The following is an 11,163-nucleotide window of genomic DNA, read 5'->3' on the forward strand; positions in this document are numbered from 1 at the left end:
ATGCTGCCCAACCCGCTCAACTTCCAGGCATGGATCGACGAGCACCGGCACCTGCTGAAGCCACCGGTCGGCAACAAGGTGATCTACGACGGCGACTTCATCGTCATGGTGGTCGGCGGACCCAATGCGCGCACCGACTACCACTGGGACGAAGGCCCCGAGTGGTTCTACCAGCTGGAAGGCGAGATGGTGCTGCGCATCCAGGAGGATGGCGCGGTCCGTGACATCCCCATCAAGGCCGGCGAGATCTTCCTGCTGCCGCCGCGCGTGCCGCATTCTCCACAACGCATGCCCGGCTCGGTCGGGCTGGTGATCGAGCGCCGGCGCCTGCCGCACGAGGACGATGGCCTGCTGTGGTTCTGCGAGCGCTGCAACGCGAAGGTGTACGAGGAGTACTTCCACCTCAACGACATCGAACAGGATTTCTTCCGCGTGTTCGAGGCGTTCTACCGCAACGACGAGCTGCGCACCTGCAAGACCTGCGGGCATCTGAACCCCCGTCCCAGCCGCTACGAGATGCAGGCCGATTCGCAGGCCGACATCACCTGAGCTTGCACTTGCCCAATCTGGGCACTATCGTGCCCGAAATGGGCATGAACGACGCTACGGGTTCCCGTAAGGTCAGCGAAGCGGCGGCACGCTACGCCACCGCCAGCTTGTCGGGCGCCCTGTTCACCACCACCCAGCAGCGCGTGCTGGCCTGCCTGTTCGGCGGATCCGGGCGCAGCTACGCGGTCAACGAGCTGATCCAGGCAACAGGCGCCGGCAGCGGCGCCGTCCAGCGGGAGCTGGCGCGGCTGTCAGGCAGTGGGCTGCTGACGGTCGAGCATGTCGGCAACCAGAAGCGCTACCGCGCGAATCCCGCTGCACCGATCCACGACGAACTGGCCTCCATCGTCCGCAAGACCTTCGGCCTGGCCGAGCCCTTGCGCGAAGCGCTGGTGCCGCTGGCCGGCCGCATCCACGCTGCCTTCCTCTACGGCTCGGTCGCCAAGGGCAACGACACCGCCCGCAGCGACATCGACCTGATGGTGATCGCCGACGAGCTGGCCTACGCCGACGTGATGCTGGCGCTGCACCCGGTGGCCGAACGTCTGGGGCGGCAGGTCAATCCCACGGTCTGCGCGCGCGACGAGCTGCGCACCCGGGTCGAGGCGGGGAACAGCTTCATCACCCGCGTGCTGCAACAACCACGGCAATGGCTGATCGGGGGCGAAGTTGACCTCGCCGCTTGAATTGCCGCCTGCGGGCGCGCCTCCGACACACTGCCATCATGAGACCGCACTGCATGCCGGCAGTCCTGTCGTCGCGGCACTGCAGCGCGAATACCATGCGGGCAGCCCCTACAATCCCACGATGCTGAAGATCGATACCCACGCGCATTTCCTGCCCCGCGACTGGCCCGACCTGGCGACCAAGTACGGCGACTTGCGCTTCCCGGTGATCCACCACGGCGACGACGGGCGCCATCGCATCTACAAGGACGGCAAGTTCTTCCGCGAGATCCTGCCCAAGACCTGGGATACCCAGGTGCGCATCGCCGACTACGCCACGTTCGGCGTGCAGGTCCAGGTCATCAGTACCGTGCCGGTGATGTTCAGCTACTGGGCCAAGCCACACCATGCGCTGGAGCTGCACCAGGCGCTCAACGACCATACCGCCGCCGCCTGCCGCGACTATCCCCGCCACTACGCGGGCATCGGCACGGTGCCGATGCAGTCGCCCCGCCTGGCCGTGCAGGAGCTGGAACGCTGCATGGACCAGTTGGGCCTGCAGGGTGTGCAGATCGGCAGCCACGTCAACGACTGGAACCTGGACGCACCCGAGCTGTTCGAGTTCTTCCAGGCGGCCAGCGAACTGGGCGCCGCCATCCTGGTGCACCCGTGGGACATGATGGGCGCCTCCTCGATGCCGAAGTACTGGCTGCCCTGGCTGGTCGGCATGCCCGCCGAGCAGTCGCGTGCGGCCTGCTGCCTGATCTTCGGTGGCGTGCTGGAGCGCCTGCCGGGGCTGAAGGTCTGCTTCGCCCATGGCGGCGGCAGTTTCCCGTACACCATCGGCCGCATCGAACACGGCTTCAACATGCGTCCGGACCTGGTGGCCACCGACAACCACCGCAACCCGCGCGAGTATCTGGACCGGGTCTATTTCGATTCATGGGTGGCCGATCCGCGCGCCCTGCACTACCTGCTGGACACCGTGGGGCACGAACGCGTGATGCTGGGCACCGACTACCCGTTCCCGCTGGGCGAACAGGAGCCCGGCGCCGGCATCGCCGCGCTGGGCCTGGACGAGGTGCAGCAGGCGCGTCTCTATCACGGTACCGCGCTGGAATGGCTGGGCCTGCCCGCCTCGAGGTTCACGTGATGGCGCCCCCTGCAGGAGCGACGTCAGTCGCGCCCACACGGCACAGCATGGCGAAGACCTTCAGTATCTTCCCGGGACACCAGTCCATCCGACGTCATCCCCAGCGACGCTCCATGGTCGCGACTCACGTCGCTCCTACCACCTACCGACCCTATACGACCCGATGACCGATCCGCTGTCCCGCACCCACATCATCGCCCTCGACGCGGCCGACCCGCTGCGTGCGCTGCGCAACGACTTCCTGATCCCGCGCCACAAGTACAACGACCAGGTGTACTTCTGCGGCAACTCGCTGGGCCTGCAGCCACGCGGTGCGCGCACGCACATCCAGGAAGTGCTGGACAAATGGGCGAACGAGGCCGTCGAAGGCCATTTCACCGGCAATGCCCAGTGGATGACCTACCACGAGCTGCTGCGCGAACCCCTGGCGCATGTGGTGGGCGCGCAGCCCGGCGAAGTGGTGGCGATGAACACGCTGACCACCAACCTGCACCTGATGATGGTCAGCTTCTACCGCCCCACCATGGAACGGCCGGCGATCCTGATGGAGGCCGGTGCGTTTCCGTCCGACCGGCACGCGATGGAATCGCAGGTGCGCTTCCATGGCTTCGACCCCGCCACCGACCTGATCGAAGTGCAGCCCGACCAGCCCGACGGCACGCTTTCGATGGCCGCCATCGAGCAGGCCATCGCGACGCATGGTCCGCGCCTTGCGCTGGTGCTGTGGCCCGGCATCCAGTACCGCACCGGCCAGGCCTTCGACCTGTCGGAGATCGCGCGGCTTGGACATGCACACGGCGCGGTGGTCGGCTTCGACCTGGCGCATGCCGCCGGCAACGTACCGCTGCGCCTGCACGACAGCGGCGTGGATTTCGCGGTGTGGTGCCACTACAAATACATGAACTCCGGCCCGGGCGCGGTGGCGGGGTGCTTCGTGCATGAGCGCCATGCGACCACCGACCGTCCGCGTTTCGCCGGCTGGTGGGGGCACGAGAAGGAAACCCGCTTCCGGATGGCGCCCGAGTTCGTGCCCACGCCTGGCGCGGAAGGCTGGCAGCTCAGTAATCCCCCCATCCTGGGCCTGGCGCCGCTGCGCGCGTCGCTGGAACTGTTCGAGAAAGCCGGCGGCATGGAAGCGATCCGCGCCAAGTCCCTCAAGCTCACCGGCCTGCTGGAAGCGCTCATCCGCGCACGCCTGGCCGACGTGCTGCAGATCATCACGCCGGAAGACACCACGCAGCGCGGCGCGCAGCTTTCATTGCGCGTGGCCGGGGGTCGTGAGCGCGGACGCGAACTGTTCGAATACCTGTTGTCGGTGGGCATCGTCGGCGACTGGCGCGAACCGGACGTCATCCGCATCTCGCCCGCGCCGCTCTACAACCGCTACATGGACGTCCATCGCTTCATCGAAGAAGTCGAGACATGGCGCGGGTTCTGACCATGACCTTCCAGACCGGGAACGCCTGACTTGAATACACCCGCCCCGCGCTCCCTCACCATCATCGGCGCCGGTCTCGCAGGCGCGCTGCTGGCCACGCTGATGGCCCGCGCCGGCTGGCAGGTGGACGTGTTCGAGAAACGCGGCGATCCGCGCGTGAAGGGCTATGAGGGCGGTCGTTCGATCAACCTTGCGCTGGCCGAGCGTGGCCGCCATGCACTGCGCATCGCCGATGCCGACGACGCGGTGATGCGGCAGGCGGTGATGATGCGCGGCCGCATGGTCCACTCGCTGGACGGACGCCAGCAGTTGCAGCGCTACGGCCGCGACGACAGCGAAGTCATCTGGTCCATCCACCGCGGCGACCTGAATATCACGCTGCTCGACCTGGCGCAGCAGGCCGGTGCGCGCCTGCACTTCCACCAACGCCTTGAAAGCGTCGATTTCGATACCCGCCACGCACGTTTCGCCGATGACGATCAGGGCGGCAGTCGCGACATTCCATTCGTCGCCCTGGTCGGGGCTGACGGCGCGGGGTCTTCGCTGCGCGCGGCGATGCAGGCGCGCCAGGATCTGGGCGAACGCACGGAGTTCCTGGACCATGCGTACAAGGAGCTGGAGATTCCGCCGGCACGCGATGGCGGCTTCATCATGGAACCCCACGCCCTGCACATCTGGCCGCGCGGCCATTACATGTGCATCGCGCTGCCCAACGACGAACGCACGTTCACGGTCACGCTGTTCCTGCCCAACCAGGGTGACCCGAGTTTCGCCAGCGTGCGCAGCGGCGCCGACGCGATGGCGCTGTTCCAGCGTGATTTCCCGGACGCGGTACCGCTGATCCCCGCATTGGAGCAGGACTGGGAGCGCAACCCCACCGGCGTGCTCGCCACGCTCTACCTGGACCGTTGGCACGTCGGAGCGCAGGCGGTGCTGCTGGGCGATGCCGCGCACGCCATGGTGCCTTTCCACGGCCAGGGCATGAATTGCGCCTTCGAGGACTGCGTATCGCTGGCGCGCCACCTGCAGCAGGGGGAGGATATGGAAGCCGCCTTCGCCGCCTTCGAGGCCGAGCGCAAGCCCAACGCGCTGGCGATCCAGGAAATGGCGCTGGAAAACTACGTCGAGATGCGCGACAAGGTGGACGATTCGACCTTCCTGCTGCAGCGCGAACTCGAACTGGCCCTGCAGCAACGCCACCCGGGGCGCTTCGTACCGCACTACACGATGGTCAGCTTCATGCGCATCCCCTACGCCATGGCGCAGCACCGCAGCGAGGTGCAACGCCACCTGCTGATGCGGCACACGCGCGGCATCGCCGACCTGGCAGGCATCGACTGGGCAGCGGTGGATGCCGATGTACTCTCCAGCCTGCCGGTACTGGAGGACGGCGCGGAGTGAGTGCAGGCTTTCTCTTCTACGATCGCGCCCATTCCCACCGTCCGTTCAGGCATTCAATCGTGCCGTCGCAACGGTACGCGGCAATGACCAGCGGATAGTGGACTTCTCATGGCCGGAAGCTTCCTCTTCTACGATCTTGAAACCTTCGGCGCAGACCCGCGTCGCAGCCGGATTGCGCAGTTCGCGGCGGTCCGCACCACGCCCGCCTTGGAAGTGATCGACGAGCCGATCAGTTTCTTCGTGCAACCCGCCGATGACCTGCTGCCCTCGCCCACCGCCACGCTCATCACCGGCATCACGCCGCAGCAGGCCTTGCGGCAGGGCGTCAACGAGGCGGAAGCCTTCGCACGCATCGCCGACGAGATGGGGCGACCGGAAACCTGCACGCTGGGCTACAACAGCCTGCGGTTCGATGACGAGTTCGTCCGCCACGGCCTGTTCCGCAACTTCCACGAACCCTACGAGCGGGAGTGGCGCGGCGGCAATTCGCGCTGGGACCTGCTGGACGTGATGCGCCTGATGCACGCGCTCCGCCCCGACGGCATCGTGTGGCCGAAGCGGGAGGATGGCGCGACGTCATTCAAGCTGGAACAGCTTGCGCTGGCCAACCATGTCCGCGAGGGCGACGCGCACGAAGCCCTGTCGGACGTCCACGCCACCATCGGGCTGGCCCGCCTGATGAAGCAGGCACAACCCCGGCTGTGGGAGTACGCACTGCAGCTGCGCGACAAGCGGTTTGCCGCGCGCCTGCTGGACATCACCGCGATGATGCCGGTGTTGCACGTCTCGCAGCGCTATCCCGCCCACCGCCTGTGCGCGGCTCCCGTGCTGCCGGTCGCCCGGCACCCGCGCTTCGACAACCGCGTGATCGTCTACGACCTGGACACCGACCCGAAGGGGCTGCTGTCGATGGCGCCCGACGACATCGCGGACCGCCTCTATACGCCCGCCGCGGACCTGCCGGAGGGCGAACAGCGCGTGCCGTTGAAAGAGGTGCATCTCAACAAGGCGCCGGCGCTGGTCGCGTGGTCGCACTTGCGGCCTGCCGATCACCAACGCCTGCAGCTGGACCCGGCGCTCATCGAAGCGCGCGCGCAGCGACTGCGCGACGCGGGACCGGCGCTGGCCGAGAAGGTCCGCCAGGTATTCGCCAACGAGCGCACGTTCGAGCGGCCCGATGTGGATGCCTCGCTGTACGACGGCTTCCTCGCCGACACCGACAAGCGCCGCTTCACCGACGTGCGTACCACCCCGCCGGAGTTGCTTGGGCAGCGCGACTTCGGGTTCCGCGACCCGCGCCTGCCGGAGCTGCTGTTCCGCTATCGCGCGCGCAACTGGCCGACGACGTTGACACACGACGAACGCCGGCGCTGGGATGATTACCGCCGCCAGCGCCTGGGCGGCGAAAGCGGTCTGTCCGAGCACAGCTTCGACGGTTTCGACCGCGAGGTGGCCGAATTGCGGACGTTGCACGCCGGCGATGGCACCAGGCTCGCGCTGCTGGACCACATACAGGCCTGGCGCGAGGATCTGCAGGCTACGCTCTGAACCACCGCGCCGAACCGGAAGACCCGACCCGCATACCATGGCCACCTACTTCACCGACGCTACCTTCAAGTTCCTGCGCAGCCTGGCGCGCCACAACGACAAGACCTGGTTCAACGACCACAAGCCGCAGTACGAGGCGAACGTGCGGCAGCCGTTCCTCCGCCTGCTGACCGACCTGCAGCCGGACCTGGCCGAAGTGAGCATCCACTTCCGCTCCGACCCCAGGACCGTCGGCGGATCCCTGTTCCGCATCCATCGCGACGCGCGCTTCTCCACGGACAAGTCGCCCTACAAGACCTGGCAGGGCGCGCGCCTGTTCCACGAGCGCCACAAGCAGGTGCCGGCCCCGTCGTTCTACTTCCACCTGCAACCGGGCGGATGCTTCGTCGGTGCCGGCCTGTGGCACCCCGAGCCCGACACGCAGCGGCGCGTGCGCCAGTTCATCCTGGACAATCCCGGCAGCTGGAAGAAGGCCGCGCACGACGCGAAGTTCCGCAAGCGTTTCGAGTTCGAGGAAAGCGAGAAGCTGGTGCGTCCGCCGCGCGGGTTTCCCGCGGATTTCGAGTTCATCGACGACCTGAAGCACCGCAACTTCGTATTCTGGCGCTCGCTGGACAACGACGTCGTCACCGGCCCGCGGTTGCGGCAGGTCCTGGCCGCCGACCTGGCCACCCTGGGCCCGTTCGTCGACTACCTGTGCGCCGCGCTCGATCTGGAATTCTGACCCTGCTGGAGACGATGCGCATGAAGAAATGGATCGCGCTGGCCCTGGTCCTGCTGCTGGCCCTGCTGGGTTATGTGGCTGCCGGCCCCTATCTGGCCATCCACGGCATCCGCACCGCGCTGGCCGAGCAGGACACCGGCAGGCTGGAAAAGCATGTCGATTTCCCGGCGCTGCGGGTCAACCTGCGCGCACAGGTCGAGGACTATCTGGCACGCCAGGCCGGGCCGGAGATCGCCTCCAACCTGTTCGGCGCCGCCGCGCTTTCGGTGGCCAACCAGGTGCTCGGCCGTGGCGTGGATACGCTGGTCACCCCCATGGGCATCGCCGCGATCCTGCAGGGGCGCTCGACGTGGAAGCGCGCGATCGGCGAGACCGTCGGCGGCGACACCTACGCGCCGCCGGTGCCCGCCGACCCGCTGAAGGAAGCGAGCCACCGGTATGAATCGCCTTCGCGCTTCACCGCCACCATTCCCGACGCCGACGGCAATCCGGTGGTGTTCGTGTTCACGCGACAGGGGCTGCGATGGCGCCTGACGGACATCCGCCTGCCGATCTGACCGGCGCCGTGCGTTACGGGTTGGCCACGCCGTGCGGGACATGGCCCGCCGCCACGTGCTGCCGCGCGCTGTCGATGTTGTGCTGCGAGTCGTCGAAGAAGATGTCGGCGCCGAAGGCTTCCAGGAACGGACCCTTGTGCCGCCCGCCGAGGAACAATGCCTCGTCCAGGCGCACGCCCCACTCGCGCAGCGTACGGATCACCCGCTCGTGCGCGGGCGCCGAACGCGCGGTGACCAGCGCGGTGCGGATCGGCGATCGCTCATCGGCCGGGAACACCTGCTGCAACTGGTGCAGTGCCGACAGGAAGTTGCGGAACGGGCCGCCGGAGAGCGGTTCGCGCGCGCGTTGCTGTTCGTGCCGGCCGAATGCCTCGACCCCCTGCTCGCGCGAGATGCGTTCGCTTTCGTCGCCGAAGATGACCGCATCGCCATCGAACGCGATGCGCAGCTGGTGCTCGTGCCGCTGCTGCGGTGCGCCCGCGGGGAGGATGGTCGCCGCGGCGATGCCGTGTTCCAGCGAGCGCCGCACGGACTCCGGGTTGGCCGACAGGAACAGGTCGGTACCGAACGGCTTCACGTAGGGCCAGGTGGGTTCACCGGCGGTGAACGTGGCACGCACGATGCCCAGGCCGTAGTGCTGGATGGAATTGAAAATGCGCAGTCCGGTGTCGGCGGAATTGCGCGACAGCAGGATTACTTCCACCCGTGGCGTGTCTTCGGGCGCACCGGCATTGAGGCCGAGCAGCTTGCGTACCACGGGGAACGCGATGCCGGGGGCCAGCACGTCATCCTCGTGGGTCCGTTGGTAGTCGCTGTAGACCTCGACGCCTTCCCGTTCGTAAAGCGCATGGCTTTCTTCCAGGTCGAACAGGGCGCGCGAGGTCACGGCGACGGTGAGCAGTCGTGGGGTGTTGTCGGCCATGGCGACAGTATCGGCCATGCCGCCATCCGCGCGCGAGCGGTCCCGCCCGCTTGCCGTCGGCGATTCAGGCCCCGGGCGGCGCGGTCACGCGCAGCAGTGCCGGGGGCCCGCGCCGGTTGTCCGGCGTCACGGCACGCACCTCGACCTGCAGGTCGAGCGGCTTCTGCTCGGACGGCGGGCCATCGCGCCACATGAAGAGGAATTCACTGCGTCGCCCATCCACGCGGCCGGCGACGGGACCTTTGGGAAAGATCGCCAGCCCGGCATCGCCCGCGACCACGCGGAACTCGAAACCCAGCTCACGCAACTTGTAGTCGGTGCCTCGCGGCCATTCCACGCTGACGGTCAGCAGGCCCGTGTCGTCGCAGGACGCATGCCGGGTGCCGACGCCGCGGGTGACGCTGGCCACTTCCAGCTCGGGCGGCTGCAGATCGCCGGCCACCCCATCCTGCGCCGTCGGCACGACGGGCTTGAACGGGGTGATGCCGGAAGACAGGGAACAGGCCGACGCATCGGCCACGCACATCAAGGCGCACAGCGCCCACGCGAACTTCATCTGCATCGTGACCCCTCCCCGGGCGGATGCGAACCAGCACGTCACGCGCTGGATAACATGGCGCGGGCCTGCCCACAAGTGTGAGGCTATGAGCGCGGTCACCGGCGGCAAGAGGCGGATGGCTGCAGGCCAGCCTCACGACGCCCCTCAGACCATGAACTGCTCGCTGAGGATGCGTTCTTCCAGGTTGTGTTCGCGGTCGAACAACAGGGTCACCATGCGGTCGCGCGATTCGCGGATGGTCACTTCCACCACGTCACGGACTTCATGCGAGTCGGCCGTGGCACTGACCGGCCGCTTGTAGGGGTCGAGCACGCGGAAGCGCACCTCGGTGTCGGCCTTCAGGATGGCACCGCGCCAGCGGCGCGGACGGAACGGTGCGATCGGCGTCAGCGCGATGGTGTGCGAACCCAGCGGCAGGATAGGCCCGTGCGCGGAAAAGTTGTAAGCGGTACTGCCGGCGGGCGTGGCGGTCAGCACGCCGTCGCAGATCAGTTCGTCCAGGCGGGTTTCACCGTTGAGATCGATCTGGATATGCGCGGCCTGCCGGGTCTGTCGCAGCAGCGAGACTTCGTTGTAGGCCAGCGAACCGGTGCTGGCACCGGATTCGGTAAGCGCCAGCATTTCCAGCGGCCGCAGCTTGGCCGGCTCGGCGGCGGCGATGCGGTCCAGCAACCCCTCGGGGCGGTACTGGTTCATCAGGAACCCCACCGTGCCCAGCTTCATGCCGAACACCGGCTTGCCCAGCGCACCGTGGCGATGCAGCGTCTGCAGCATGAAGCCATCGCCGCCCAGTGCGCACAGCACGTCGGCATCGACAGGCGTGCACACTCCGTGCTCCGCGTTCAACGCCGCCAGCGCCCGTTGCGCCTCGTCGGCGGGACTGGCAAGGAAGGCGATGCGTGGCGTGGAAGACATCCGTGGCTCCAGGGCGGCCGGGGGTCAAGCAGGGGGACACGTGGCGATGGCGGACCGTACGTCCAGCGCCCTGGCGATCTTCGCCGGATCACTGATCAGGAAGGCACCGTGGTCGCGGGCCCAGTAATCATAGGCCAACGCACGGACGGCGGGATCGGTGAAGGTGAACGCACCCTCGCGCTCACGCTGCTCAAGCAGCCGGCGCGTGGCATCGAACGCCTCGACGCCCGCCTGCTGGAACAGCAGGCGTCCGCTACCGAACTGGTCGTACAGCCGCTTCTGGACCTTGGCATTGCCACCCAGCATCTGCAGCGCGGCCTCCCGCCATGCGGGGTCGGTCGGCAATGTGTAGCCGTTGCCGCTGCAGGCGGCGTACGCCTCAATCTGCGCGATCAGCATACGGCGCTCGTCGTCACTCAGGGCGGTGGCCGCAGCATTGCCGGCGTACCAGTCCGCCAAGGCCTGGCGCGTGAACAGCGCACGGGCACTGTCGGCCCGTTCGGTCGCTGTCTGCCCGGTGATCTGGTCTGCGTAGACGGGGACATCACCGACCCGCCCCACCTGCCTGCGTGGCTCGGCGAAGCCTGTTCCCACCATCAGCATCACCGCGACAAGCCACAGGCGCCAGGACATGCGACCACCTCCTTGAACGAATCGGGGCGACCCGAAGGCCGCCCCGATTCTAACCATGCCTCATGGCCGGCGTTAAGGCCGGGCGCTTGGCTGCCTGGC

The 11,163-nt window shown here is 67.5% G+C and carries 12 protein-coding genes; 8 read left to right on the forward strand and 4 right to left on the reverse strand.

Translation table 11 applies throughout. From position 1 onward, the window contains the following. The 8 genes from OVA13_RS05130 to OVA13_RS05165 all read left to right on the forward strand — a co-directional run bounded on the left by OVA13_RS05130 (position 1) and on the right by OVA13_RS05165 (position 8,035). A complete protein-coding gene (locus OVA13_RS05130) occupies positions 1 to 549 on the forward strand; it encodes a 3-hydroxyanthranilate 3,4-dioxygenase (RefSeq protein ID WP_267792721.1) in 549 nt (182 codons plus the stop codon). A 44-nt stretch (positions 550 to 593) separates the two neighbouring features. Then, positions 594 to 1,235: a nucleotidyltransferase domain-containing protein gene (locus tag OVA13_RS05135; protein ID WP_267792722.1), complete on the forward strand. Its 642-nt coding sequence runs from the start codon at positions 594 to 596 to the stop codon at positions 1,233 to 1,235. 121 nt (positions 1,236 to 1,356) lie between these two features. Beyond that, positions 1,357 to 2,367, forward strand: a complete 1,011-nt coding sequence (locus OVA13_RS05140; RefSeq protein WP_267792723.1) for an amidohydrolase family protein — start codon at positions 1,357 to 1,359, stop codon at positions 2,365 to 2,367. Positions 2,368 to 2,530: 163 nt separating this feature from the next. Continuing rightward, complete coding sequence (gene kynU, locus OVA13_RS05145) at positions 2,531 to 3,805, forward strand: kynureninase (protein ID WP_267792724.1); 1,275 nt, start codon at positions 2,531 to 2,533, stop codon at positions 3,803 to 3,805. A 30-nt stretch (positions 3,806 to 3,835) separates the two neighbouring features. Continuing rightward, positions 3,836 to 5,206, forward strand: a complete 1,371-nt coding sequence (locus OVA13_RS05150; protein ID WP_267792725.1) for an FAD-dependent oxidoreductase — start codon at positions 3,836 to 3,838, stop codon at positions 5,204 to 5,206. A gap of 108 nt (positions 5,207 to 5,314) precedes the next feature. After that, a complete protein-coding gene (gene sbcB, locus OVA13_RS05155) occupies positions 5,315 to 6,754 on the forward strand; it encodes an exodeoxyribonuclease I (RefSeq protein WP_267792726.1) in 1,440 nt (479 codons plus the stop codon). Positions 6,755 to 6,791: 37 nt separating this feature from the next. Further along, complete coding sequence (locus OVA13_RS05160; RefSeq protein ID WP_267792727.1) at positions 6,792 to 7,478, forward strand: DUF2461 domain-containing protein; 687 nt, start codon at positions 6,792 to 6,794, stop codon at positions 7,476 to 7,478. Positions 7,479 to 7,498: 20 nt separating this feature from the next. Further along, positions 7,499 to 8,035, forward strand: a complete 537-nt coding sequence (locus OVA13_RS05165; protein WP_267792728.1) for a DUF2939 domain-containing protein — start codon at positions 7,499 to 7,501, stop codon at positions 8,033 to 8,035. Positions 8,036 to 8,048: 13 nt separating this feature from the next. Here OVA13_RS05165 and OVA13_RS05170 read toward each other — a convergent pair whose 3' ends face one another. From OVA13_RS05170 to OVA13_RS05185, 4 genes are all read right to left on the reverse strand, one after another. Further along, positions 8,049 to 8,957 (reverse strand): 5'-nucleotidase, encoded by a 909-nt coding sequence (locus OVA13_RS05170; RefSeq protein WP_267793450.1) that lies wholly within the window; start codon positions 8,955 to 8,957, stop codon positions 8,049 to 8,051. 64 nt (positions 8,958 to 9,021) lie between these two features. Continuing rightward, entirely contained in the window at positions 9,022 to 9,519 is a 498-nt protein-coding gene (locus tag OVA13_RS05175) for a hypothetical protein (RefSeq protein WP_267792729.1), read from the reverse strand. A 141-nt stretch (positions 9,520 to 9,660) separates the two neighbouring features. Then, on the reverse strand, positions 9,661 to 10,431 hold the full coding sequence (locus tag OVA13_RS05180; RefSeq protein ID WP_267792730.1) for an NAD kinase: 771 nt from the start codon (positions 10,429 to 10,431) through the stop codon (positions 9,661 to 9,663). Between the two features lie 24 nt (positions 10,432 to 10,455). Continuing rightward, entirely contained in the window at positions 10,456 to 11,064 is a 609-nt protein-coding gene (locus OVA13_RS05185) for a hypothetical protein (protein ID WP_267792731.1), read from the reverse strand. Positions 11,065 to 11,163: the final 99 nt, after the last annotated feature.

Origin of the sequence: Pseudoxanthomonas sp. SL93, from assembly GCF_026625825.1 — a bacterium.
GTDB lineage: Bacteria > Pseudomonadota > Gammaproteobacteria > Xanthomonadales > Xanthomonadaceae > Pseudoxanthomonas_A.

Excerpts from the sequence above, each read along its gene's own strand:
- OVA13_RS05160 (WP_267792727.1), top strand. The coding sequence starts at position 6,792 with ATGGCCACCTACTTCACCGACGCTACCTTCAAGTTCCTGCGCAGCCTG.
- OVA13_RS05165 (WP_267792728.1), top strand. The coding sequence starts at position 7,499 with ATGAAGAAATGGATCGCGCTGGCCCTGGTCCTGCTGCTGGCCCTGCTG.
- sbcB (WP_267792726.1), top strand. The coding sequence starts at position 5,315 with ATGGCCGGAAGCTTCCTCTTCTACGATCTTGAAACCTTCGGCGCAGAC.
- OVA13_RS05175 (WP_267792729.1), bottom strand. The coding sequence starts at position 9,519 with ATGCAGATGAAGTTCGCGTGGGCGCTGTGCGCCTTGATGTGCGTGGCC.
- OVA13_RS05140 (WP_267792723.1), top strand. The coding sequence starts at position 1,357 with ATGCTGAAGATCGATACCCACGCGCATTTCCTGCCCCGCGACTGGCCC.
- kynU (WP_267792724.1), top strand. The coding sequence starts at position 2,531 with ATGACCGATCCGCTGTCCCGCACCCACATCATCGCCCTCGACGCGGCC.
- OVA13_RS05180 (WP_267792730.1), bottom strand. The coding sequence starts at position 10,431 with ATGTCTTCCACGCCACGCATCGCCTTCCTTGCCAGTCCCGCCGACGAG.
- OVA13_RS05170 (WP_267793450.1), bottom strand. The coding sequence starts at position 8,957 with ATGGCCGACAACACCCCACGACTGCTCACCGTCGCCGTGACCTCGCGC.
- OVA13_RS05135 (WP_267792722.1), top strand. The coding sequence starts at position 594 with ATGAACGACGCTACGGGTTCCCGTAAGGTCAGCGAAGCGGCGGCACGC.
- OVA13_RS05130 (WP_267792721.1), top strand. The coding sequence starts at position 1 with ATGCTGCCCAACCCGCTCAACTTCCAGGCATGGATCGACGAGCACCGG.
- OVA13_RS05185 (WP_267792731.1), bottom strand. The coding sequence starts at position 11,064 with ATGTCCTGGCGCCTGTGGCTTGTCGCGGTGATGCTGATGGTGGGAACA.